Genomic DNA, 24,094 nt, shown 5'->3' on the forward strand with positions numbered 1-24,094 from the left:
TTATTGTCGTACTGGTATTCGAGCCGTGGCCGTGTTTGTGTCGGCAACAGGGCTTATCAGACCAAGCATTGTTCCAGGCCCCGGGTGAAAATTTCCTGGGGTAGTTTACGTCCAATGAATACCATTTTGGTATTAGGCTTTTCTCCCGATAGCCAGGGTTTTCCGGGTTCGGCGCCCATCATCATGTGCACGCCCTGAAAGAGCATGCGCCGGTTGATTCCCTTCAGGTACAAAATACCTTTGTAGCGTAGCAGGTCGGGTCCGTACACCTGGACGATGCCTCCCAGAAATTCCTCGAGCCGTTCGGGATCGAACGCCTTCTTGGAGCGGAACACGAAGGCTCCGATCTCATCGTCATGGTGCGCATGATGATGATCCTGATGGCCGCAATGGGCGTTGCATTCGCCTTCATGATCATGCTCGTGCTTATGCTCATGGCCGTGTTCATGGCCATGATCGTGATCATGCGCGGCATCAGGATGTTCGTCGGAAAGGAAGTCCGGGTCGATGTCCAGTATGGTGTTCAGGTTGAATCCACTGATGTCCAGCAACACCTTCAGGTCCGTTACGCCAAAATCGACAGGCGTGATGGACGCGCGCGGATTGATGCGAACGAGGCGTGCCCGCAAGGCCTGGTAATCGACGTCGTTGACCAGGTCTTTCTTGGAAATAAGAATGCGGTCGGCAAAACCTACTTGTTTCTGTGCTTCTTCCTGTTTATCTAGGGTTTCCATTCCGTGCTTGGCATCCACGACGGTAATAACGGCATCGAGGCGGTAGTAGTCGGCGATTTCGTCGTCCATGAAGAATGTCTGGCAAACCGGGCCGGGGTTGGCCATGCCCGTGGTCTCGATGATGACGCGCTCGAAGTTCAGTTCTCCGGCTTGGCGTTTTACGCGCAGCTCGTTCATGGTACGCATGAGGTCGCCGCGCACCGTGCAACAGACGCAGCCATTGCTTAGTTCGATGATTTCTTCTTCACTGTCCTGGACCAGCAGCTCGTTATCGATGCTTTCCGGTCCGAATTCGTTTTCAATGACGGCAATACGGCGCCCATGATATTCGGACAGGATGCGCTTAAGCAGGGTGGTCTTACCAGCCCCCAGGAATCCGGTAAGTATGGTTACCGGTACCATTTTTTCAGGACTTACAGCGGGTTTCATTCTAGGCCTCGCGTCGCGCGGTTAAATACGTATTCCGCCAGGAAATTGGCGGCCATACAGGGACTTCCTACCGCGCAAAAAATACATAACGAGCGATTACATCACAGCATACGCTTTAGAGCAAACCTGCAACGAAAAACTTGTATGCTCGCGGAAAACGGGTATATCGTGCCGTGTTTGCAACGGCTATCACGTGCCATGCGCATGCACGTGAGGGGCTGCCACCTTACGACATTCCCGGCACAGGGCACGCAGTTCGGTTTCGTGGCCGGACAGCACGAATCCGGATTCAGCCACCTTTCTGGCCAATTGGCGGCTGAGCGCGGGGTCGCTTAACTCGGCGACGGATCCGCATTGCGTGCATACGACAAGCAGATCATGCGGCTCTCCGCCCGCATCCAAACAGGCCGTCCACGCATTGATGGCATCCAGCCGATGCACGAGGCCCTCTTCAACCAGAAAATCCAGGGCACGATATACAGTAGGGGGCGCCGCACCCTGCTGGTCGCCGCGTATCAGTTCCAGCAACTCGTATGCCTTGACGCTGCGTTGCTGCTTAAGAAGAATCTCCAGCACCTTGCGGCGTATGGGCGTAAGGCGCTTGCCGCGCTGCACGCAAAGCGATTCGGCCGTACTGAGTGTCGCTGCAATGGCAGCGGCAGAAGATGTTTTTTTTACGGGCATGGCGCAAGACAGTAATGGTCTGTGGATACACGATTGCTTCGGGGCTCGCAGGCCGGGCTGTGCAGATAGCCTGCGTATGTTATAACATATCAGTCATTATTATTCCTGCGTGTCGCCCGCCCCATGCATCAGAACTTTACCGCATCCTCGAGCAAGCCCGGCCACTATCGTGGCTCCGGGTTGCTGGCGTCATCCGTCCAGCGCCTGGCTCGCGTATCGATTGCCGTGGCATTCCTTTGGATGTTGACTGCCTGGGCGATGGGGTGGTGGCAGTGATCACACGATGACAAGCCCTGTGATAGAACTGGACCAGGTTTCTCTTGGCTGGCGTGATCGCGTTGCCGTGCGCGACGTGACCGGCGCTTTCGCGCGGGGTTCGCTGACCGCCATCGTCGGTCCCAATGGCGCCGGCAAGTCCACGTTGATCAAGGGGATCATGGGGCTGGTCAGTCCTTTGCGCGGGCAGATACGGCTGGCGGGGGACTCACGCAATCAGATCGCATGCCTGCCGCAATTGGGTGAACTCGATCGCAGTTTCCCCATCAGCACTTATGATCTTGTTGCCATGGGAGCCTGGCGCCGCGTCGGGGCATGGAAACGCTTTGACGCGTCCGAGCACGAGCGCGTAAAGGCAGCGCTCGACATGGTCGGGCTGGCCGATTTCGGCCCTCGTATCATCGGCACGCTGTCGGGCGGGCAGTTGCAGCGCGCACTGTTCGCACGCCTGCTGCTGCACGATGCCCACACCTTGTTGCTGGACGAGCCTTTCGCCGCCGTCGATCGCAATACGACCGAGGATCTCATGGTCTTGCTGGAGTCCTGGCATCGGGAAGGCCGAACGGTGATTGCGGTGTTGCACGATCTTGATATGGTGCGTGCCCGTTTTCCGCAAGCCCTGCTTATGGCGGGGCAAGCTGTTGCCTGGGGGCCGACCCAGGAAGTGCTGACGCCCGAGAATCTGCATCTGGCACGGCATTTATGCGCGGGAGACTATCTATGATGTGGCTCTTCGATGTGCTGGTTGGCCCCTTTCTTGATTATGGCTTCATGCGCCGCGCCCTCGCCGGTGCGCTGGCCCTGGCGTTCGCTGCCGGGCCTTTGGGTGTATTCCTTGTGTTGCGCCGCATGAGCCTGATGGGCGACGCCATGGCGCACGCCATTTTGCCCGGAGTCGCCGTGGGTTTCCTGACCGCGGGTCTGTCCCTGAGCGCGATGACGATAGGCGGCATGATCACCGGCCTGGTGGTGGCGCTTTTGGCGGGCGCTGTGGCGCGCCTGACGCCCCAGCGAGAAGACGCCAGCTTTGCCGCGTTCTATCTCGTGTCGCTGGGACTGGGCGTATTGCTGGTTTCCTTGCGCGGCTCCAACATGGACCTCATCCATGTGCTGTTCGGAACCGTGCTGGGCCTGGATGACGGTTCCTTGCTGCTCGTCAGCACGACATCATCCATCACGCTGCTAGCGCTGGCGGTGATCTTCAGGCCGCTGGTCGTGGAGTGCCTGGATCCCTTGTTCCTGCGTGGTGAGGGTAGGGCGGGTTCACTGATACACATGGTTTTCCTGGTGTTGCTGGTCATGACGCTGGTGGCCGGCTTCCAGGTGCTTGGAACGCTCATGGTCGTCGGCATCATGATGTTGCCGGCGACCGCAGCCCGATTCTGGGTGCGTTCAGTAGGACGGCAGATGGTACTGGCCGCCGTCATTGGCAGTGTCGCCTCGTATACGGGGCTCCTGTTTTCGTATCACGCAAATGTACCGGCTTCGCCGTCGATCATTCTTTCGGCTGGCGCGGTGTATTTCATTTCGGTGTTTTTTGGGCCGCTGGGCGGGCTGTTGCAGGCCGCAAGACATGCCTATGCCCGACACCACCGGCTCTCTCAAATTTCGGAGCGACTTTAATGGCGAAGACACTTGGCATCCAGCGTTTTTCGATCCCCGGTCGGCGCAGGATTCTTGCCGCACTGGCCGGTGGGGCGCTGGCCATGGCGGCTCCGTTCGCCTGGGCGGCGGATGGGCCACTGCGCGTGGTGGCCAGCTTTTCGATTATTGGCGATATGGTGAAAGAGATCGGCGGCGAACACGTCGCATTGACCACCATCGTCGGTCCAAACGGCGATGCGCACTCTTTCGAGCCGACGCCACGCGATGTACAGGCCTTGTCCCAGGCGCAAGTGCTCGTCATAAACGGCATGGACTTTGAAGGATGGCTGCCCCGTCTTATAAAGGCCGCCGATTTCGAGGGCGCCCAAGTGCTGGCGTCCAAGGGTGTGACTCCCAGGCAGTTGAACGATGCCGCCCACGGGAAGCCGTCGCATGACGGGCATGACCACCATGGGGATGACGATAGCGGGCACGTCCATCACGGCGACGTCGATCCCCACGCCTGGCAGAGCCTGGGCAACGGCATGATCTATGCCGAAAACATTGCCGATGGCCTGTCATTGGCCGATCCCGAAAACCAGGCCAGCTACAAGAAGCGTGCGCAAGCCTATATTGAAAAAATGAAGGCGCTGGACGTGGAAATCAGGCAGGCCCTTGATGCCATTCCCGCGGACAAGCGCAAGGTGATTACCTCGCACGATGCGTTTGGCTACTTCGCCCAGGACTATGGCATACAGTTTTTGTCGATAGCAGGCTTTTCGAGCAAGGCGGAACCGTCTGCCCGGGATGTCGCTGCGATCGTCGATCTGGCCAGGAAGGAAGGCATCGCCGGCGTGTTCATTGAAAATACCACGAATGCCAAATTGGTAGAACAGGTCGCGCGGGAAACCAAGGCGAAAGTGGGAGGCACCTTGTACTCCGACGCGCTTGCGCCTGCAGACCAGCCCGCAGCAACGTATCTGGGCATGTTCACCTGGAACGCCGGGCAGCTGCTTTATGTGCTGCAACCAACGCAGTAGCGTTGCCGAGGACTCAACGGGCTAACGCTTGCGGTTTGCGCGGGGGTGGGCCTTGTCATAGACCTGGGCCAGGTGCTGGAAATCAAGCCGGGTATAAATTTGCGTGGTGGAGATATTGGCGTGACCGAGCATCTCCTGCACCGCACGCAAATCCTGTGCTGATTGCAGCATATGGCTGGCAAAGCTATGGCGCAGGCTATGCGGGTGGACATGGATCGGCAAGCCGACGAGCGCGGCCAGCTTGTTCAATTGCAGTTGAACGACGCGTGGACTGATACGTTTGCCTCGAACGCCCAAGAACAGTGCCGCCTTCGAATCTGCGTCTGCCGCCTCGCCGGCCTGCTGCAGTTGATGGCGCGCTTCCAGCCAGCGCTCTATTGCGTCGATGGCTTTTCGCCCCAGCGGGACGCTGCGTGTCTTGTTGCCTTTGCCTTTTACGATAGCCTCCTGCTCTGAAAGCAGGATCCAGCTTTGCGATTCGTAGTGGTCGCGGCGGCAGTAGCGCCAGTCCAGGCTGACCAGCTCGGCCAGCCGCAAGCCGCTGGCGTATAGGATCTCGAACATGGCCTGGTCCCGGCAATCCACCGCGGTGTGCGGGGCGGGCAGGCCGGGCCGGTCGAGTAGTACTTGCGCTTGTTCCACCGAGAGGGCCTTGGGCAAACTGCGCGGCGCCTTGGGCGCTCGCACGCCGGCAACCGGGTTGAACTCAAGGCCCGCCGTCGTGGCCTGCCACTGGAAAAAGCCCCGCCACGCAGCCAGTGCCCGCGCCAGGCTTCTTGGCTTGAGTCCCTGGCTATGCAGGCGCGCCACAGCGTGTCGTATGTGGCTCTCGGTCAGGCCGTCCAGTGCCGTGTCGGGATGGCACTGCATTAGGTGATTAAGATCTTGCCGGTACCCTGCCAAGGTATGCACGGAATACCGACGGTTGGACTGCAAGTGCGCGAGCCATTGCTCCATTGGGGTAGGCAAGGCGTGCATGCTTGACCTACGCGTACTCTTGGTGTTCGGGGCCTTTCAGGCGCAGCAAGCTGGCGCTGGCCAACTCGTTGATGGTGTCGAGAAAGGCCGTACCCATATCGGGCGTGAAGCGCTCGGCGTCGTCTGAGCCCAATACCAGCAGACCTACAGGTTCGACACGGCCGACAGGGCGCAGCGCGATGATGGCCAGCGAAGCGGGTGGAGTGCCCAGCCAGCCGGCGGCCTCCTGGCTTCCGAGTGGACCGCAGAAAGGCTGGGTCAGGTCGCGTGCGTAGCTGCGGATAGAGTCGGTGACATCTTGCGCAAATTCGCTATCCTCGAGCCGCGGCAAATTCCAGACGCGCAATGCAATGGTGGGAAGGTCGAACAAATCGCCCAGGCTGCGCACGATGTGCGCCGGTATCTGCAAGGCGTCGTCCTCGGCCAGCATGCGGCAACACCATTGCATGAGCGTCTTGCTGATTTTTTCGTTGCCATTGGCATTACTGACCAGGCCCGAGAGCTTCCATTCAAGGTCTTTGGTCCGGGCGCGCAGTGTCAGGATCTGCCGCTCTCCCAGCGAAATCGCCCGGGTCTCATTGGGGTGAGGCACCCGCAGATTGGAGAACAATTCGGCATGGTTCTGGAAGAACTCGGGGTGGTCTTTCAGGAAATGCGCGATATCGTCGGCGGATAAGCTGCTTGCGGTCATGGGCGGGATGGGTCCTTGATGTTGAACTGATCAGTGAGTGCGTCGATGTCGACGTGTCCGGTAAATACGGTAACGGCAGGCCCGCTCATGCGCAGCGTATTGTTGTCCCAGCCTACGGCAAGTTGGCCGCCCCGGGTATTCACCAGCACAGGGCTGTCGAGCAGCCCGCGCCGGATACCCGCCACGACCGCCGCGCAGGCGCCTGTGCCGCAAGCAAGGGTCTCGCCGGCGCCACGCTCGTACACGCGCAAGTTGATGGTGTGGCGGTCGATGACTTGCATGAAGCCCGCATTGACGCGTTGCTTGAACCGCGGATGCGATTCTATAAGGGGGCCTGTTTCAGCCACAGGGGCGTCATCGACGTTGGCGACCACCTGAACGGCATGTGGGTTGGAAATGGCGACTAAAGACAACAGGACGTCGTCGTGGCCGGGTAGCGGTAGCGTCCACAGCGTGTCTTGATCGCAGGGCGTGGATGACAGGCCTTGGACATCGAATGCCAGCGCCTCGGGTTCGAATCGGGTCTGGCCCATTTCGACAGAGACGTCGCCGGATTCGGATCGGGTCAAGGTGATAAGGCCTGTGCAGATCTCGGCGCGTAGCGGGTTGCGCCCGGACAAGCCTTGCTCATGGACGAACTGAACGAAGCAGCGCGCGCCGTTGCCGCAGTGTTCGACTTCGCTGCCATCGGCATTGAATATACGGTAGCGGAAGTCTGCTTCGGGATGTGACGGCGTTTCGACCAGCAGGAGCTGATCGGCGCCTATGCCGAAGTGACGGTCCGCCAGCGCACGCGCTCGTTGCGGCGTCATTTGTATTGATTGCCGTACGCCATCCAGGACAACGAAGTCGTTGCCGGCGCCCTGCATTTTTGCGAAATTCCAGATCATGAGGTGATTATCCCGGATTACAGCCGGTTTGTCCGAGTGATTCCCCAGACCGGCGGGCGTGCACGCCATGTTAGTAAATGCGAGCCTCGCCGTCGGGGCGTGTCTTGAAGCGGCGGTGTACCCAGTAGTACTGTGCAGGGTCCGTCAGGACCCAGTCTTCAATAAGGCGATTCAACCTGGCCGTGGCTTCCTCGGGCGCTTGCGTCCCCGGAAAGTCCTGCAATGGCGGCAGAACACTGATATGGTACTTGCCGGTATCAATATCGAGCCGGCTGATGATCGGAACGATAGCGGCATCCCACGTCTTTGCAATTTGCGCGGTAGCCAGCAGCGTGGCGGCCGGCACGCCGAAAAACGGTGCAAACACCGCGCCGGCGATGCCGAAATCCATATCGGGCAAATAATAGACGGGTATTCCGTTGCGCAAATGACGGATCAGCCCACGTATGCCATCGTGGCGGCTGACCAGATTCACCCGATTGAAGCGCCCGCGACCTTCCCGCACGATCTGGTCGACGTCCGGATCGCTTTGCCGGGTGTACATGGTGGCCGATTCCTGCAAGAACATGGTCAGCCGCGTCGCCGCCGCATCCAGCCCGATAAAGTGGGGTGCCAGCAGGAGGATCTTGCGCTTGGCCTTGAGCAGTTCGTCCAGGTGTTCCAGCCCTGTAATAGGTGTCGCCGCCTGTATCGTGGAAGGCTGGCCAAACCAGAACAGCCCACGGTCCACGACCGAGTGCGCCAGCAGCCGGAAATGCCGACGCAGCCATATTTCGCGATCTTGTGGTGACCGTTCGGGAAAGCACAGAGCCAGATTGGTGCGCACGATGTGCGCGCGCGACCGCATCAACCGGGATGCCAGCCAGCCGAGCACCCCGGCCCAGCGCTGGCGTGTTTGCAGCGAGCTGCGTCCCAGGTACGAAAAAAAGGAACGAAGCAAAGGCAGTTTATTGAACTTCATTAATGTGCATCCGTTGGGCGCGGGGGCGCTTCTTTTGGAACCTTATAGCGGTTGTAGCTCCAGAGGTACTGCTGGGGGAAACGCCTGATCAAGGTTTCCATGGCACCGTTGATGGCGCCGGCCAGTGCGACAGGGTCGGTGGGCAGGGGTTCTGGCAACCTTACGTAGTGAATGCGCCAACCCTGGCCGGCTGCAAGCCGTTCGCCCGCAGTCAGGATGACCGCAACGCCGGTCTGTACCGCCAGCTTTCCGGCCAGCGTCATGGTGTACGCAGGCTTGCCGAAGAATGGCGCCCAGACGCCATCGCCGCCGCCGGGGACCTGGTCGGGCAACATGCCTACCGCTTCCCCGCGCTTGAGCGCCCGCACAAATTCGCGTACCCCCTGCATCGTGGCGGGCACGGCCCGCAATCCCGATGTGTTGCGGGCCTGTTCCATGATGGGTTCCAGGAAAGCCTGGCGGGGCGGCCGGTACATGACCGTAATCGGGCCATGCTGGATCAAGTACCTTGCGGTGATCTCGAAACACCCCAAATGCGGAGTCAGGTAAAGAATGCCCCGGCCTTCGTCCAGCGCGTCGCGCACCACTTGGTTGTCATCGCTGACCACTTTCTGCAGGCATTCTTCATTTCGCAGCCAGACCTTGGGGGTTTCGAAGATCATTGCGCCAGTCTGGCCGGCTGACTGGCGGGCAAAGGCGGGGTCTGTATAGCCGGCTTGCCGGGCATTGGCCTTAAGTCGATTTCGGTACCGGCCTGGCCAGGCATACAGCGCGCGCCCTGCGAAGTTTCCGATACCGTGCAGTATCGGCAGTGGTATCCATGCCAGAAATCGAAATAAAGCCAGGAACATGAGCGGGCAATAACCCTCGTGCAATAAGTGTAAAGAGATGTCTTTGCGTATTTTCGCTTAAAATAGGGTTTATCGCTGAGTTAACCGACAACTTGCGGAGCGATCGCACCCTGTTATATCAAACAGTGTGCATAAAAAACCGCTAAAGCGTCGCGCCCTGAGAACTACTGCTATGCAGGCATCCGAGGTGCAACGCGTTTCGTTCCACCTTCATGCTGGCAAAACCAGTATATTTACAGGACGTATCGCCGTGGCAAATAACGATTTTCTATTCACATCCGAATCCGTATCCGAAGGTCATCCCGACAAAGTCGCCGACCAGATTTCCGATTCCATCTTAGACGCCATTCTCACTCAAGATCCCACCGCCCGTGTCGCCGCGGAAACGCTGTGCAACACAGGCCTGGTCGTACTGGCCGGTGAAATAACCACGACGGCCAACGTCGACTACATCCAGATCGCCCGCGACACGATACAGCGCATCGGCTACGACAACACCGAATACGGTATCGATTACAAGGGTTGCGCTGTACTGGTCGCCTACGACAAGCAGTCGCCCGATATCGCGCAGGGCGTCGATCGCACTGAAGAAGAAATCCTGAATCAAGGCGCAGGCGACCAAGGTTTGATGTTCGGCTATGCCTGCGATGAAACGCCCGACCTCATGCCCGCTCCCATCTGGTACGCGCACCGCCTGGTGCAGCGCCAAAGCGAGCTGCGCAAAGATGGCCGCCTGCCCTGGTTGCGTCCCGATGCCAAATCGCAGGTCACATTCCGCTATGTCGACGGCAAGCCGGCGGAAGTCGATACCGTGGTGCTCTCGACGCAGCACGCGCCGGACATTTCCCAAAGCGACATCCGCGACGCCGTCATCGAACACATCATCAAGCCCAGCTTCCCCGATGGCTTGCTTACGCCGCAAACCCGATTCATGATCAACCCGACCGGCGTGTTCGTCATTGGCGGCCCGCAAGGCGACTGCGGACTGACAGGACGCAAGATCATCGTCGATACTTACGGCGGCGCATGCCCACATGGCGGCGGTGCTTTCTCGGGCAAGGATCCTTCAAAGGTCGATCGATCCGCCGCCTATGCAGCGCGCTACGTGGCCAAGAATATCGTGGCAGCCGGGCTGGCCCGTCAGTGCCAGGTGCAGGTCAGCTACGCCATCGGTGTTGCCGAACCCATCAATATCACCGTCTATACGGAAGGCACCGGCGTTATACCGGACGACCAGATTGCACGTCTGGTGCGCGAAAACTTCGACTTGCGACCCAAGGGCATCATCAACATGCTCGACCTGTTGCGTCCCATCTACGCGAAAACGGCTGCTTACGGTCATTTTGGCCGCAGCGAGCCGGAGTTCAGCTGGGAAGCTTCCGACAAGGTGCAAGTCCTCAAGAAGGCCGCCTGACGCCTGATGTCCACAACCCCGGGCGCCGCGGTCGGCACCCTGGGGCGGAGCCCAACCATGCCTCATCGTAAAGCCAGTTCCGATTCGGACTCCTCGTTCGAAACGGCCAAGCGCCGTCTGGACGTTGCCGAAGTCCGCCGCGTAACGGGCGCTGCCGAACACGAAGCAGGCGACGTCAACATGCGCAGCCTGGTCCCGTCCGACTCGCCCTGCGTCGCAGTGTGCTCCACCTTGTATGACGAAATTTGCCGCGGTTGCGGCCGTACTGCCATGGAGGTCGCCAATTGGGTCTTCCTGGACGACGACGAAAAGCTGCAGGTGTGGCAACGTATCAGGGCGCAGGGATACCCGCGCCGCAAGGGCTGAGGCCTGCCTCGAATATTTACGCTAAAATCGGGTCTTCCTGAGGAGCGCTGCGACGGAATGGATTGGGCCTGCTGGCTTTCAGTGCCATCCGCTAGGCTCAGGATCATCTTTTGTTTCAACGGCGCTCATCATTCCCTGTACGGGCGGCGATGAGCACCTATTGCATAGTCTTTGCCAGTACAGTTTTATTGGGATAAAACTATGAATACTGTCGCTGACGGCGCTTTCTCCGATTACAAAATTACCGATATCGCCCTCGCCGGCTGGGGTCGTCGCGAAATCGCGATCGCCGAGACCGAGATGCCGGGCCTGATGTCGACCCGTGAAGAATTTGCCGCAACGCAGCCGCTCAAGGGCGCGCGCATCGCGGGCAGCCTGCACATGACCATCCAGACGGCGGTGCTCATCGAAACGCTGAAGGCGCTGGGCGCCGAAGTCCGTTGGGCATCGTGCAATATTTTCTCGACGCAAGATCACGCGGCCGCTGCCATTGCGGCCACCGGCACGCCGGTGTTCGCCATCAAGGGTGAAACGCTGGAAGATTACTGGCAGTACACGCACCAGATTTTCCAGTGGCCCAACGATCAGCATGCAAACATGATCCTCGACGACGGCGGCGATGCCACCGTCTTGCTGCACCTGGGCGCCAAGGCTGAGAACGATATTTCGGTACTCGATAAACCATCGAGCGAAGAAGAGCGCGTCTTGTTTGCTTCCATCAAGGCGCAATTGGCCCGTGACCCAAAGTGGTACTCCACCCGCCTGGCCCACGTGAAGGGAGTGACCGAGGAAACCACCACCGGCGTGCATCGCCTGTATCAGATGGCCAAGAAAGGCGAACTTGCCTTTCCCGCCATCAACGTCAACGATTCGGTCACGAAGTCCAAGTTCGATAATTTGTACGGCTGTCGCGAATCGCTGGTCGACGGCATCAAGCGCGCCACCGATGTCATGGTTGCCGGCAAGATTGCCGTGGTGTGCGGTTTCGGCGACGTGGGCAAGGGTTGTGCGCAAGCCTTATCCGCCTTGCGTGCCCAAGTCTGGGTGACCGAGGTCGATCCGATCTGCGCCTTGCAGGCGTCCATGGAAGGCTACCGCGTCGTCACCATCGAGGAAGCCGCCGACAAGGCCGACATTTTCGTTACCGCTACGGGTAACTATCATGTGATTACGCGTGATCACATGGATGCCATGAAGGACCAGGCCATCGTCTGCAACATTGGCCACTTCGACAATGAAATCGACGTGGCATCCATCGAAGATCTGCAGTGGGAAGAGGTCAAGCCACAGGTCGATCATGTGATTTTTCCCGATGGCAAGCGCATTATCCTGCTGGCCAAAGGCCGCCTGGTGAATCTTGGATGCGCCACGGGCCATCCTTCGTTCGTGATGTCCGCGTCGTTCACCAACCAGACCATTGCGCAGATCGAACTGTATACGCGCGGCGATGCCTACAAGACCGGGGAAGTTTATGTCTTGCCCAAGCACCTCGACGAAAAAGTGGCGCGGCTGCACCTGAAGAAGCTGGGCGTGCAGTTGACACAATTGCGTCCCGACCAGGCCGACTACATCAATGTACCGGTCAGCGGGCCTTACAAGCCGGACCACTACCGCTACTAAAGGAGCGCTGAGCTATGGAACTTCTTCTTGTCTGGATCTTAAACGCCGTCGCCTTGCTGGTGGTGGCCTATCTCTTGCCGGGCATTACGGTGGCCTCGTTCGGGTCGGCGCTTATCGCCGCTCTGGTCCTGGGACTGCTCAATACCCTGGTCAAACCTTTACTCATACTGCTTACCCTGCCGATCACTATTGTCACGCTGGGACTGTTCCTGCTCGTGCTCAACGCGCTGGTGTTCTGGTTTGCCGGTTCAGTGTTGAAGGGCTTCCAGGTCAGCGGATTCTGGTGGGCCTTGCTGGGCGCCCTGGTCTATAGCTTGGTGTCCGGATTGCTGTCGAGGTTGCTGGTCCAATGAGTGCGAATAAGGCAATCAGTCTGGAGTTTTTCCCCCCCCGAGATACCGCAGCGCAAGAAAAGCTGGTTCGCTCCGCCAAGCAGTTGCTGGCTCTCGAGCCTGCTTATGTCAGCGTCACGTTCGGTGCAGGCGGCTCCACGCGCAGCGGCACGGCCGATACGGTGCGCCTGCTGCAGAATCTGGGGTGCGATGCGGCACCTCATTTATCCTGCATAGGGGCGACCCGGGCCGTCCTGGGCGAGATCCTGGACGCTTATCGCGAACAGGGCGTCAGGCGCATCGTCGCCCTGCGGGGCGACATGCCTTCGGGCATGGGCGGCGACCAGGGAGAATTGCATTACGCCAGCGAGCTGGTCGCATTCATTCGCCAGCACAGCGGCGACTGGTTTCATATCGAGGTGGCCGGCTACCCCGAGATGCATCCTCAGTCGGCCAGTGCCGAGGCGGACCTGGCGCATTTCATACATAAGGTGCAGGCGGGCGCAGACAGCGCAATCACTCAGTATTTCTTCAATGCCGACGCGTATTTCGATTTTGTCGAGCGTATCAGCGCCAAGGGCGTCGATATTCCTGTAGTACCGGGCATCATGCCGATTACCAACTACACGCAGTTGGCACGTTTTTCAACGATGTGTGGGGCCGAGATTCCCCGTTGGATACGCTTGAGGCTCGCCGATTTCGGTGACGACAAGGCCTCGATCAAGGCCTTTGGCATAGACGTCATTTCGCGTTTGTCTCAAGACCTGCTCGACAATGGTGCGCCGGGCCTGCACTTTTATACACTCAACAACGCCGAGGTGACCATGGCGATATGGCGGCAACTGCGCCTGGACTGATACCCGGTAAGCACGCGTTCCCGCAGCGTTACGCCAGTACCGGCGCGGGAACAGCCCATCCTTTGTCGGTCAGGATGGAGTCCAGGCGGACATCATGGGGCGCCGGAACGTGCGTTTCCTTCGATAAGTCCCCGGTGGCCCAGGCGATGCCAATGCTGATGCAGGGATGGTTCTGCGCCTTCATGGCTGCCAGGGTCCGGTCGTAGTATCCTTTACCATACCCGATGCGGTCGCCCTGACGGGTGTAGCCCAGTGTCGGTACCAAGATGATATCGGGCAGGGGGGCTGGCTCGCCGATGGGCTCTTGTATACCGTAGGCGCCGGGCTGCATGGTGGTTTCGGGATCCCACAGCCTGAACGTCAGCGGACCATCGGGCGTGGTTACGACCGGCAGCGATACGCGATAGCCTTCTTCCTGCGCCCACTGCCGCAGCAAAGGTTGCAACTGAGGCTCGTCGTCGGTTGACCAGAATGCGGCAATGTTGCGGGGTAGCGGCTTGCCGGCTTCCAGCAGTTTGCTGCGGTTCGTTGCCAGCCACGTAAACAGTCGGCCCCGTATCAGCAGGCCGCCGCGGCTCCGATCGATGGGATCCTGGGCGGCTCGCAATTGTTTAAGTCGCACGCGAAGTGGGACTGCGTTATTCTCTGTGCTGTTATTCATGGCGGTGTTATGTGGGGTCAAGACAAGATGGTGTCCAATAAGCAACGGTATCAGAAAACCTGGAACTTTTCTGCATTGGCTCAGGCCAGGCGTTCACAGGCGGGCGTCTGGCTGGCCCTGACGGTGGGTTTGACGGGCTGTGCCGGCGCCGAACGGCCGGTACATTCGGCTACGGCCTCCGACGCTCAGGTCGACTTGCGCCAGTCCCTCGTTCCGGCGCCCCTGGGGCCAAAGGTCGAAGCCTTGATCGAGGACATCAAGGATTCCCGCTCTGATACCGGTTCGGTGGCACTGATTACGCCTCCCGCGGCGCGCCAGGCTGTGGTCGATGCCCGCGAGGCAATGAAAAAAAGCCAATGGTCGCGGCTGCAGGCACTGGCTCCTCTCGCCAAGAGCGACCCGGTCCTGGGCACCTACGCGGACTACTGGCTGCTGCGCCAGCAATTGCACGACAGCACGCGGCCCGTGCCTGATGCGGCGTTGCAGCAATTCATGGAACAGAACCAGGACGCTTATCTGGCTGATCGCTTGAAAGCCGACTGGATCGTGGCGGCGGCCCGGGCCGGCAACTACGCTCTGGTGAACCAGCTTGGCCCCGTGGTCAGCAGCAACTCGCACGTCGACTGTTCACGCCTTATGGCGCAGCATATGACGGGACAGCGCGTCAAGGCAGCGCAGGTCGTGGCCGCATTCAGTCCCAATCGGTCGTGCTGGAGCATGCTGGACCAGATGGCGGACAGCAAGGTGGTAGGCTGGAAGGAACTCCAGCCCTTGCTGCGCGCGACACTGGAAACCAGCAAGACCGGCAACGCCCAGCGTATGGCGGCCATTATGTTCGATGCGAAACAGATGGTCGATTACGCCGCGCTCATGGACAATCCAAAGAAATGGCTTACCGGACGCACGCCGCCCAAGTCGCGTGCCGAAACCGAACTGGTAAGCATTGCGCTCTCCCGGCTGGCCTACGGCAAGCAACGCGAGTCCAATGCCGCCTACGTCGAAACGGCCTGGTCCAAGGCCATCCCGAAATCGGATATCGAATGGGTGTGGAGTCAGTTCGGCCTGGTGGCTGCTCTGAATGTGGCCCAGGATGCGGCGGGTTGGTACAGGCGTTCGGGCAACCAGCGGCTTACCGATTACAATCACGCCTGGCAGGTTCGCTCTGAACTGCGCCAGACTCCCATCAACTGGGATCTGGTCGCCAATTCAATACGCAGGATGTCGGCCAGCCAAGCCGCCGAACCTGTCTGGGTTTATTGGTATGCACGTGCCTTGTCGGCCCAGGGCCAGAAAGCGGCCGCCACCAAGCATTACGAGTCCATTGCGCACGAACTGAATTTCTATGGCCAGTTGGCCAGCGAAGAGCTTGGCCACACACCGGCCCTGCCAGCCGCACCGGCTCCAGTAACGGCCGGCGAATTGCAAGCAGCCAAAGCCAATCCCGGCCTGCAGCGTGCTATTCAGCTGTTCGACCTGGGGTGGCGTCCCGAGGCCGTGCCGGAATGGAACTTCACGCTGCGCGGCATGAGCGACCGCCAGTTGCTGGCCGCCGCAGAGCTTGCGCGGCATGAGCAAATATTCGACCGGGTCGTGAACACCTCGCTGCTTACCAAAAACGACGTTGATTTTTCCCAGCGCTTTGTCGCGCCATTCGAAGGCCGCGTTACCGAGAAGGCGCGTTTGATCAACCTTGATCCAGCCTGGGTCTATGGCTTGATCCGCCAGGAGTCGCGTTTCATCACCGATGCAAGATCGCACGTCGGCGCTTCCGGTCTCATGCAGTTGATGCCGGCGACGGCACGCTGGGTGGCCAAGAAAATCGGCATGACGAACTTCACGCCTTCCTCAGTCAATGATTTCGATACCAATACGGTGTTGGGCACCAACTACCTCAGCATGGTCCTGGGCCAGCTCAATGGATCGGAAGTTCTGGCCACGGCCGGCTACAACGCGGGTCCGGGCCGGCCTGTACAGTGGCGTGCGAAACTGGCCGGGCCCGTCGAAGGTGCAATATTCGCCGAGACCATTCCGTTCACGGAAACCCGTCTGTATGTGAAGAACGTAATGTCCAACGCCACGTATTACGCAATGATGTTCACCGGGAAGCCGCAATCACTGAAAGAACGTCTGGGTACGGTATCCCCCGCGCCTGAAAAGCGCGTCGCGCTACCATGAGCCATCCGGCCATCCAGGGGCTGGACGTCTATATCGTGGGTGGTGCGGTGCGCGACGAGTTGCTGGGCTTGCCGGCTGGCGACCGCGACTGGGTCGTCGTAGGCGCCACGCCCGAAGAAATGGCCAGGCGTGGCTTCATCCCAGTAGGGGGCGACTTCCCGGTTTTCCTGCATCCGGAAACCAAAGAGGAATACGCGCTGGCCCGTACCGAACGCAAGTCCGGGCGTGGTTACAAGGGCTTCACGTTCTATACCGGCACCGACGTGACACTGGAAGACGACCTCCAGCGGCGCGATCTCACCGTCAATGCAATCGCCAAAGCGCCCGACGGGCGCTTGATCGATCCCCTTGATGGTCAATCCGATGTCAGGCAAAAGGTATTGAGGCATGTCGGGCAGGCCTTTACGGAGGATCCTGTCAGGCTGCTGCGTCTGGCCCGATTTGCCGCCCGTTTCCACGATTTCTCCGTTGCGCCCGAGACCATGGAATTGGCGCGCAAGCTGGTCGACGATGGCGAGGTTGACGAGCTGGTCCCCGAGCGCGTATGGCGTGAGGTGGCCAAGGGACTGCTGGCCGAGCAGCCGGGCAGGATGTTCGATGTGCTGGAGCGCAGCGGGGCGTTGCCGCGTGTGTTACCCGGCCTGCGGTTCAATGCATTAACGGCCGATGAACTCGCGCGTGCCGCCCAGGCCGGCTTGGGCCTTCCCGCGCGTCTTGCCATACTTTGCCGCTTTTCCGACGCACCCGAATGCGTCGCTCAGCATGTGCGTGCGCCGCGCGACAGCCAGGACTACGCCAGGCTGCTGCCCGTCGTGCTGGACGGCCTGGCCGCGCCGGGCGACGACTCGCCGGGCGACGATTCGCCGGGCGACGATTCGCCGGGCGACGACTCGCTTGCCGGTGCGCAGACCGGCGGTGCCCCGACAACTGCGGAATTGTGCCTCGATCTGATGGAACGCTGCGATGCCTTGCGCAAGCCTGATCGCTTCCTTGACCTGCTCGGCGCGGCTGCGATTTGCAGGCAAGGCATTGACCAAGCCTCATGGGTGGCACGTGTCGATGCGATACGTTGCATTGACGCCGGCGCCATTGCAGGCGCATTCCCGGGCGATCCGGTTGGCATCAAGCGGGCCCTGCGCAGGGCCCGCTTGCAAGCCTTGGAAAAGCTGGCGCTATCTTAAGTCGCTTGACGCTTTCGAGTCCGTATCCGGTTTCGTCACAGCCGGTTGCGCCGATCGCCCTGATTAAAGCCGACGAGGGGGCCTCCGATATCGCGGCCGATGGCCAGCACTTTGAATAGTTCCCCCATCTCGGCTTCGGATATCAGCTTCTGCAGCGCCGATATGGTCTGCGGCTGGGTCAGCGCGGCGGATTGCGAAATCAATTCCGGCATGCCGGAATTCATGAGGAATCGGGCTTGCGAGGTATACCCCAGTACATCCAGGCCGCCCGCCAAGGCAGCGTCGGCCATGGCGGTAAAGTCCACGTGTGTGGTGATGTCCTGTAGACCGGCATGGATCAAAGGTTGGCTATGGGCATGATGGCGGAAGTGACACATCAGCGTGCCTTCATTGCGCTGGGGGTGATAGTACTCGCGTTGCGGAAATCCGTAGTCGATCAGCAAGGCGGCGCCATGCTTGAGCCATGAGCCCATCTGGGTGATCCATGCTTCCGCTTGCAGGTTGATTTCCGACTGATAGCCGGGCAGTGGCGGCATGCGCTTGCCGATCATCTCCTGTAACGCGTCGCTGGCCTGGCGATGAGCAAACTCAAAGGCGGGAAGATCATTGACGCCGGTCGATGGTGCAAGACGAACACCGACCTCCATGATCCGGCCATCATCGTCCCAGCGAAACAGCGTAGCGGGCATGGCATCCAGCACTTCATTCGCAACAATGCAGCCCGAAAACGCCTGCGGCAGCTCGTTGAGCCAGCTTACTGACGTACCGAAGCCGGCAAGGCGCTGTTGCTGGCGGGCGCGCAAATCGGCCGATACTTCCAGGATCTGATACTGCGGCTCGATGCCTGATTGCCGTAATGCAGGAATAATGGCCGCCGCAAGGGCGCCTGAACCTGCGCCGAATTCCAGTACCTGCACGGAACCGCTTTCATTGAGCACTTGTGCCACTTGTCTGGCCATGGTCTGCCCAAACAGAGGAGTCATTTCCGGTGCCGTGGTGAAATCGCCAGTGGGCAGCGCGGCGCCAAACTTGGTGTTGCCGGCGGCGTAATAGCCCAGGCCTGGTGCATACAGCGCCAGGTTCATCCACTGCTCAAACGGCATGAAGCCCTTATCGCAGGCCTGAATCCTGTCTGCCAAATAGGCGGCGACTGCCTTGGCATGCGCCGTGGATTCAGGGTCCAGGCCGGGCAGGCCCGAGGGTGTCATGGGGGATATGGACATGGGCAAGCTGATTCACTATTTCTTGGGATGGGTCTTGGATTCGGGCGCATCGGCTTTTGGCTTCGCCTGCTTGATCGTGTACAACGAATAGCACATGGAAATGAGGAAAGCGACAAGCAATGCAACCATGATCGCGACAATGAAGTTATTGAAGACAATCCATAGCGGCAACGACATTAGCAAAGCAAGGAAGAAGGGCTTGCGCGCAAGTTGTTTCATGGAGTCCTGGCGACGGCATCCGGAAAGGATGCCCTATGAATTCAATGCGCTATTGTAGCCAGTGTGGGCGGAGGAAAGGCCCCCAAGCGACACCTCGGGCTTACTGGCAAAAAAAACCCCGCACGGCGGCGGGGTTTCAGGTCAGGTGCGCGAGTCACGCTGACCGGTGTACTGCATAGGCCTGCTTACGAAGCAAATTCGCGGCGGGCTGCGCTTTTTCCACGAGTCGATGTCGGCTTGCCGGCAAAGCCGGGGCGGGTCGAAGGACGCGTGCTGGGTTTCACGCCAGGCGCTTTATGCGCGAAGTCAGGACGTGCCGTACGGGCAGGGCGATCGCCAAATGCGGGACGGTCGCTGAATGCGGGACGATCGGCTTGAGGGCGTTCTGTGCGAGCAGGACGAGCTTCGAAACCTGCATTTTCGTTGCGGCCTTTGTAGCCGCCGCTGCGTTCCTCAGTGCCAAACGTCTTGCGGCTGTCGGCGCCACGATCATAGGCGGGACGGCCTTCATAAGCAGGGCGATCGCTGCTGCGGGCAGGGCGGCCTTCGTATGCGGGCTTGTCGCCAAAGCGGGGCTTGCCTTCGTACGCAGGCTTGTCACCACCAAAGCTGCCGCGGTCGCCGCTTGGTTTACGGGCATAGCTGCCAGGCTTGCCGGCACCGTAACCAGCACGTGGCGCAAAGCTCTTGCCACTGCCTTTGCGGTCGGTATAGGTCGGACGCGCTGTTTTCTTGGGCTCGAGGCCTTCGATTTCCTGCGACGGAATAGGTTGGCCGATGAAGTGCTCGATACGGCGAACCTTATGGCGTTCCGAATGGGTAGCCAGCGTGAATGCCAAGCCACTGCGGCCGGCACGACCGGTACGGCCGATACGGTGAACGTAGTCTTCAGCTTGCATTGGCAGGTCGTAGTTCACGGCGTGCGTAATGCTTTGCACATCAATGCCACGAGCAGCGACATCGGTCGCTACCAGGATGCGAAGCTGGCCTTTTTGCAGCATGCCCAACGTACGGGTGCGCTGGCGCTGGTTCATGTCGCCATGCAGGGCGGCGGCGGCGAAGCCTTGGTCGGCCAGGCGTTCGGCCAGATCGTCGGCGCCACGCTTGGTCGATGTAAATACAATGGCCTGATCCAGGCTGGCGTCACGCAACAGGTGGTCCAGCAGGCGCATCTTGTGGCCATTGTCATCGGCGTAGAGCAAGCTTTGCGTGATGTTGGTGTGCTTTTCTTTCTGACCAGACAATTGGATCTGTTCCGGGCTGCGCATCATTTTGGCCGCAAGGCGTGCAATGGTGCCGTCCAGCGTTGCGGAGAACAGCAACGTTTGGCGCTCTTTCGGTGTGCTGGCAACGATGGTTTCGATGTCTTCGATGAAGCCCATGTCCAGCATGCGGTCAGCTTCGTCAAGAATAAGGGTATGAACCGTCGACAGGTTGACACGCTTGGCTTGCAAGTGGTCGATAAGGCGGCCAGGAGTTGCGACCAGGACGTCTACGCGACGTGACAGGGCCTTGAGCTGGGCGCCGTAAGGCATACCGCCCACGACGACGGCAATGCGCAGGTCTTTAATATGCGCGCCGTACAGCTTGGTGGCGTCTGCCACCTGCATGGCGAGTTCGCGGGTAGGGGTCAGTACCAGCACTTGAACGCCCGTACCCTTGTTGGCCGGCATTGTCGAAATGCGGTTCAGGGCGGGGAGCATGAAGGCGGCGGTTTTGCCACTGCCGGTTTGTGCGGATACCATCAGGTCGCTACCTGCCAGCGCTTTGGGGATGGAGGCTGCCTGGACGGGAGTCGGCTCGGTAAAGCCGGCTTTCAGGACGGCAGACAACAGCGTGGGGGTAAGACCTAGATTTTCAAAAGACATGCGTGATCCTTTGCCGTGTGAACGGCATACACTAGCGCGGGCAGATAGGTGAGCCCGAAGCGCTGGTTGATTGGAGCATCGTGCCGACCGAATCAACCTAAAGTGCAGCGTAGTGTCTTGGAAGACGCAGCGAAAGGCTCGGGGGTCAGGGAGCGATGGCGTTCGACATGGGTGCTGAGAGATCAGTCAACTGCTATGACACGACGCGGAGCCGTGTGAAAATGTCGACGCATTGATTAATGCAGTGCCGGAAGTATAACCGTATTTCTGTATTCGGGGAAACCCCTAACGTTGTCGCAGTGCAACAAACCGCGGAAAATCGTCAAAATGCTTGCTAGGCGTTGGTTTCGCTAATGGCACCTGTCCAGTTTACAGGTGCCTGCCCATGCTGCTCAAGCCATGTGTTGGCCTGCACAAAATGACCGCAACCCATGAAAGGTATCGGCGGACGCGTTGCGGACAAGGGGGAGGGATGATTGGCCTTCAATATCAGCAGGGGGCCGCCCGGGCCTTCGGTGAGCAAGGCTTCCTTGCTTTGCGCGTGTGCGCCCCAAAGCATGAAAACCTTGGGGTGCGGCGCCTGCGCCACACGCTGTATCAGTGCATCGGTGATTCGTTCCCAGCCCCTTTTTGCGTGCGACGCGGGGCTGGCATGCTCAACAGTAAGCGCCGTGTTGAGCAACAGTACGCCCTGCCGCGCCCAGTCGCTTAATTCGTTGTGCCGGCGCAGCGGCTCATTCGGATATTCAAGAGACAATTCCTTGAATATATTGCGCAGGCTGGGCGGTGTGCGGCACTGGTCAGGCACCGAAAATGCCAGGCCCTGGGCCTGATTGGGTCCGTGGTACGGGTCCTGTCCCAGGATCACCACGCGTACGGACTCCGGCTGCATATAGTCCAGCGCACGGAAAACGAACCTGGGATAAATCTCCGCGCCTGCCGACAGCCTGGCTGCAAGGAAGCTCGACAAGCTGGCCAGCACATCATGCGTGTCACCCGTTTCCAGCACCTGGCGCCAGGTTGGAGATAATCGCTCAAGCTGATCGATGGGCGGCTGCAGAAGACAGTTGTCGGCTGTTGAAAACAGGGTTGCTTGTTCTGTGGATTCTTTTGGCATGGCGGTTGACCGGGTCAGCGTGCGGACAGGGCGTCGACCAGTGCTGCGCGATACACGGGCAACAATGTGTCGATCTGTGCCTTGCGGGCATGCCACTGTTGCTGTTGCGCAGCGGAGCGCGAGGGCGCAGGCGCCCAGATTGCTTCGGGAAAGTGGCTATCGCAGGTCCAGCGCGGGATAATGTGCCAATGTACGTGCGGCACCATATTGCCCAGCTGCGCCAGGTTGATCTTGTCTGGCTGCAAGAAATCGCGCTGGGCCTGTTCGACCAGCCATACGGTTTCCATTAAGGTGCTACGCGCTGCAGCGGGCAGTTCGGTCATTTCTCTGACATGGTCATTCCAGATGACGCGGGTGAAGCCAGGATGTGAAGGGTCGTCCACGCCTATGACCCGCAGCACATCGTTGCGCCAGATCACCGTTACGCCGGTGGCATTGCACAGGGGGCAATTTCCCGCGGCGCTCATAGTGCCTGCTCCACGGCCTTGACGATGTGTTCAAGCACGGCGACGCGGGCATGTTTCTTGTCATTGGCGGCCAATACGTGCCAGGGGCAGGCAGGTGTATTGGTACGGGCGAACACATCGTTGGCCGCCAATGTGTAAGCATCCCACTTCTTGCGATTGCGCCAATCTTCGGGGGTAATCTTGAAGGACTTGAACGGCGATGTCTCGCGGTCGCGAAATCGCTTCAGCTGTTCATCCTTGGTGACGGCGAGCCAAAACTTCAGGACCAGCGCGCCACTGTCGCGCAACTGCGCTTCGAAGTGATTGATTTCCGCATAGGCGCGTTGCCATTGATCCGGCTTTGCGTATTTTTCCACGCGTTCGACCAGGACGCGGCCGTACCAGGATCTATCGAAAATAGCGACATGCCCTGGTTTGGGGATACTGCGCCAGAAACGCCATAAATAGGGGTGAGCAAGCTCTTCCGGAGTCGGGGCTGAGATCGGAATGGCGTGGAACTGCCGGGCGTCGAGCGTGTGCGTTACGCGCCTGATGGCGCCGCCTTTTCCGGCTGCATCCTGACCTTCGAACACCAGTATGAGCGGCAATTTTTCGAACTTCTTGCTGCGCGCCAAGTTGGCCAGGCGAGCTTGCCATTTGGCCATCTGTCCTTCGTACTCGTTGCTGTCGAGTGCCGCGTCGTAGTCGAGGTCTTCCAGCCGAATCACGGGGTGGCTGGAAGGAACTGCCGCCGTACCGACGAACGCGTCGCTTTGCACGCGCAAATTGCGGCGCAAGGCCGACAACACGACTTGGCCGGTGGTGATGGCGCGTAGCGATTCATCGGCGCCGGGAATGATGCACCAAGGAGCGTGATCGGTGTTGGTCAGGGAAATGCCCAGCGCGGCGGCATCGCGCAGGCGGGCGAACTTTTTCCAAACCTTGGTATCTTCAGGAGAAACCTGCCAGGCCGTTTCCGGATTGGCGCGCAATTCATCTGTTCTGCGCTTTTGAGCGTCCCGCGACAGGTGGTACCAGAGCTTGACGACCTGTATGCCTTCGCGCACCAACATGGTTTCGAAGTGGCGTATGGCCTCGGCGTGGGCCTGTATCACCGCCTGGTCAGGCTTTTTCCTGGCGGCTTCCTCGAACAGGGGCTGATACCAGGAGCCAAAGACTATGCTGATGTTTCCGGAGGCGGGCAGCTTTTGCCAGTAACGCCGGAAATAAGGATAGGCCTTATCTTCCCTCGAGGGCTTGTCGAAGGCGACAGTGCGGATATGGCGCGCATCCATCCACTCGTTAAGCAGCCTCGCCGAGGCGCCTTTGCCGCCGCCCGGTATACCTTCTAATACGATAAGCAGGGACCGGTCGGCTTTTTGTACGCGCTCGTACTGTGCCTTCAACAGCGCGGTGCGCAGCTTGGCTTCCAGGGGCTTTGCCTGTTCCCCGGCCAGGCGGGGGTCGGATTCAGCGGCGTCGAATAATGTCATTAGT

The 24,094-nt window shown here is 59.7% G+C and carries 25 protein-coding genes and 1 riboswitch; of the genes, 11 read left to right on the forward strand and 14 right to left on the reverse strand.

Annotation, left to right across the window (positions count from 1 at the left end):
- Nucleotides 1–56: 56 nt before the first annotated feature.
- On the reverse strand, nt 57–1,163 hold the full coding sequence (locus CR159_RS13515) for a CobW family GTP-binding protein (RefSeq protein ID WP_102074486.1): 1,107 nt from the start codon (nt 1,161–1,163) through the stop codon (nt 57–59).
- Nucleotides 1,164–1,352: 189 nt separating this feature from the next.
- Nucleotides 1,353–1,847, reverse strand: a complete 495-nt coding sequence (locus CR159_RS13520; RefSeq protein WP_102074487.1) for a Fur family transcriptional regulator — start codon at nt 1,845–1,847, stop codon at nt 1,353–1,355.
- A gap of 123 nt (nt 1,848–1,970) precedes the next feature.
- Between CR159_RS13520 and CR159_RS21595 the strand changes: the two genes are divergently transcribed.
- From CR159_RS21595 to CR159_RS13535, 4 genes are read left to right on the forward strand one after another with little or no spacing between them, the layout of a single operon-like run.
- On the forward strand, nt 1,971–2,123 hold the full coding sequence (locus CR159_RS21595; protein ID WP_158238544.1) for a hypothetical protein: 153 nt from the start codon (nt 1,971–1,973) through the stop codon (nt 2,121–2,123).
- A gap of 7 nt (nt 2,124–2,130) precedes the next feature.
- The gene (locus CR159_RS13525) at nt 2,131–2,847 is read left to right on the forward strand and encodes a metal ABC transporter ATP-binding protein (protein WP_102074488.1); all 717 of its coding nucleotides are present in this window, start codon (nt 2,131–2,133) and stop codon (nt 2,845–2,847) included.
- Nucleotides 2,847–3,746, forward strand: coding sequence for a metal ABC transporter permease (locus tag CR159_RS13530; RefSeq protein WP_102074565.1), 900 nt, complete (start codon nt 2,847–2,849; stop codon nt 3,744–3,746). The genes CR159_RS13525 and CR159_RS13530 overlap by 1 nt, the downstream gene beginning before the upstream one ends.
- Nucleotides 3,746–4,747: a metal ABC transporter substrate-binding protein gene (locus tag CR159_RS13535; RefSeq protein WP_102074489.1), complete on the forward strand. Its 1,002-nt coding sequence runs from the start codon at nt 3,746–3,748 to the stop codon at nt 4,745–4,747. The genes CR159_RS13530 and CR159_RS13535 overlap by 1 nt, the downstream gene beginning before the upstream one ends.
- 21 nt (nt 4,748–4,768) lie before the next feature.
- Here the strand turns inward: CR159_RS13535 and xerC are convergent, their stop codons facing one another.
- Genes xerC through CR159_RS13560 form a run of 5 tightly spaced genes read right to left on the reverse strand, consistent with a single transcriptional unit; the run spans nt 4,769 to nt 9,142 of the window.
- On the reverse strand, nt 4,769–5,725 hold the full coding sequence (xerC, locus tag CR159_RS13540) for a tyrosine recombinase XerC (protein ID WP_102074490.1): 957 nt from the start codon (nt 5,723–5,725) through the stop codon (nt 4,769–4,771).
- Between the two features lie 7 nt (nt 5,726–5,732).
- Nucleotides 5,733–6,416: a DUF484 family protein gene (locus CR159_RS13545; RefSeq protein ID WP_102074491.1), complete on the reverse strand. Its 684-nt coding sequence runs from the start codon at nt 6,414–6,416 to the stop codon at nt 5,733–5,735.
- Complete coding sequence (gene dapF / locus CR159_RS13550; RefSeq protein ID WP_102074566.1) at nt 6,413–7,324, reverse strand: diaminopimelate epimerase; 912 nt, start codon at nt 7,322–7,324, stop codon at nt 6,413–6,415. The genes CR159_RS13545 and dapF overlap by 4 nt, the downstream gene beginning before the upstream one ends.
- Before the next feature lie 52 nt (nt 7,325–7,376).
- Nucleotides 7,377–8,267 carry a lysophospholipid acyltransferase family protein gene (locus CR159_RS13555; RefSeq protein ID WP_102074492.1) on the reverse strand — a complete coding sequence of 297 codons (891 nt, stop codon included), beginning with the start codon at nt 8,265–8,267 and terminating at the stop codon, nt 7,377–7,379.
- The gene (locus CR159_RS13560; RefSeq protein WP_255398861.1) at nt 8,267–9,142 is read right to left on the reverse strand and encodes a lysophospholipid acyltransferase family protein; all 876 of its coding nucleotides are present in this window, start codon (nt 9,140–9,142) and stop codon (nt 8,267–8,269) included. Before CR159_RS13560 ends, CR159_RS13555 begins: the two co-directional genes overlap by 1 nt.
- Before the next feature lie 226 nt (nt 9,143–9,368).
- Here CR159_RS13560 and metK point away from each other — a divergent pair, with 226 nt between their 5' ends.
- From metK to metF, 5 genes are all read left to right on the forward strand, one after another.
- Nucleotides 9,369–10,532 (forward strand): methionine adenosyltransferase, encoded by a 1,164-nt coding sequence (gene metK / locus CR159_RS13565; RefSeq protein ID WP_102074567.1) that lies wholly within the window; start codon nt 9,369–9,371, stop codon nt 10,530–10,532.
- A gap of 180 nt (nt 10,533–10,712) precedes the next feature.
- Nucleotides 10,713–10,898: a DUF1289 domain-containing protein gene (locus tag CR159_RS13570; RefSeq protein ID WP_102074568.1), complete on the forward strand. Its 186-nt coding sequence runs from the start codon at nt 10,713–10,715 to the stop codon at nt 10,896–10,898.
- 33 nt (nt 10,899–10,931) lie between these two features.
- Nucleotides 10,932–11,032: riboswitch (S-adenosyl-L-homocysteine riboswitch) on the forward strand.
- A 67-nt stretch (nt 11,033–11,099) separates the two neighbouring features.
- On the forward strand, nt 11,100–12,518 hold the full coding sequence (gene ahcY / locus CR159_RS13575; RefSeq protein ID WP_102074494.1) for an adenosylhomocysteinase: 1,419 nt from the start codon (nt 11,100–11,102) through the stop codon (nt 12,516–12,518).
- Between the two features lie 14 nt (nt 12,519–12,532).
- Nucleotides 12,533–12,871, forward strand: a complete 339-nt coding sequence (locus CR159_RS13580) for a phage holin family protein (protein ID WP_102074495.1) — start codon at nt 12,533–12,535, stop codon at nt 12,869–12,871.
- Nucleotides 12,868–13,707, forward strand: a complete 840-nt coding sequence (metF, locus tag CR159_RS13585) for a methylenetetrahydrofolate reductase [NAD(P)H] (protein ID WP_102074496.1) — start codon at nt 12,868–12,870, stop codon at nt 13,705–13,707. The genes CR159_RS13580 and metF overlap by 4 nt, the downstream gene beginning before the upstream one ends.
- A gap of 28 nt (nt 13,708–13,735) precedes the next feature.
- On the opposite strand, the gene CR159_RS13590 is transcribed toward metF, so the two are convergent.
- A complete protein-coding gene (locus CR159_RS13590) occupies nt 13,736–14,368 on the reverse strand; it encodes a 5-formyltetrahydrofolate cyclo-ligase (RefSeq protein WP_102074497.1) in 633 nt (210 codons plus the stop codon).
- Nucleotides 14,369–14,377: 9 nt separating this feature from the next.
- On the opposite strand from CR159_RS13590, the gene CR159_RS13595 reads away from it, so the two are divergent.
- Together CR159_RS13595 and CR159_RS13600 are read left to right on the forward strand one after the other, a co-directional pair.
- Nucleotides 14,378–16,543: a lytic transglycosylase domain-containing protein gene (locus CR159_RS13595; RefSeq protein WP_233208313.1), complete on the forward strand. Its 2,166-nt coding sequence runs from the start codon at nt 14,378–14,380 to the stop codon at nt 16,541–16,543.
- Complete coding sequence (locus CR159_RS13600) at nt 16,540–17,724, forward strand: tRNA nucleotidyltransferase/poly(A) polymerase-related protein (RefSeq protein ID WP_102074498.1); 1,185 nt, start codon at nt 16,540–16,542, stop codon at nt 17,722–17,724. The genes CR159_RS13595 and CR159_RS13600 overlap by 4 nt, the downstream gene beginning before the upstream one ends.
- 35 nt (nt 17,725–17,759) lie before the next feature.
- Here the strand turns inward: CR159_RS13600 and CR159_RS13605 are convergent, their stop codons facing one another.
- The 6 genes from CR159_RS13605 to pap form a co-directional block, all read right to left on the reverse strand.
- On the reverse strand, nt 17,760–18,947 hold the full coding sequence (locus CR159_RS13605; RefSeq protein ID WP_102074499.1) for a class I SAM-dependent methyltransferase: 1,188 nt from the start codon (nt 18,945–18,947) through the stop codon (nt 17,760–17,762).
- A gap of 15 nt (nt 18,948–18,962) precedes the next feature.
- Nucleotides 18,963–19,166 (reverse strand): hypothetical protein, encoded by a 204-nt coding sequence (locus CR159_RS13610; protein WP_102074500.1) that lies wholly within the window; start codon nt 19,164–19,166, stop codon nt 18,963–18,965.
- A gap of 185 nt (nt 19,167–19,351) precedes the next feature.
- Nucleotides 19,352–21,034, reverse strand: a complete 1,683-nt coding sequence (locus CR159_RS13615; protein ID WP_102074501.1) for a DEAD/DEAH box helicase — start codon at nt 21,032–21,034, stop codon at nt 19,352–19,354.
- A 334-nt stretch (nt 21,035–21,368) separates the two neighbouring features.
- Nucleotides 21,369–22,151 carry a uracil-DNA glycosylase gene (locus tag CR159_RS13620; RefSeq protein ID WP_102074502.1) on the reverse strand — a complete coding sequence of 261 codons (783 nt, stop codon included), beginning with the start codon at nt 22,149–22,151 and terminating at the stop codon, nt 21,369–21,371.
- A gap of 14 nt (nt 22,152–22,165) precedes the next feature.
- Nucleotides 22,166–22,618: an HIT family protein gene (locus CR159_RS13625; protein WP_102074503.1), complete on the reverse strand. Its 453-nt coding sequence runs from the start codon at nt 22,616–22,618 to the stop codon at nt 22,166–22,168.
- Nucleotides 22,615–24,090 (reverse strand): polyphosphate:AMP phosphotransferase, encoded by a 1,476-nt coding sequence (gene pap, locus CR159_RS13630; RefSeq protein ID WP_102074504.1) that lies wholly within the window; start codon nt 24,088–24,090, stop codon nt 22,615–22,617. Before pap ends, CR159_RS13625 begins: the two co-directional genes overlap by 4 nt.
- Nucleotides 24,091–24,094: the final 4 nt, after the last annotated feature.

It is taken from the genome of Pollutimonas subterranea (assembly GCF_002849655.1).
GTDB classification, from domain to species: domain Bacteria; phylum Pseudomonadota; class Gammaproteobacteria; order Burkholderiales; family Burkholderiaceae_B; genus Pollutimonas; species Pollutimonas subterranea.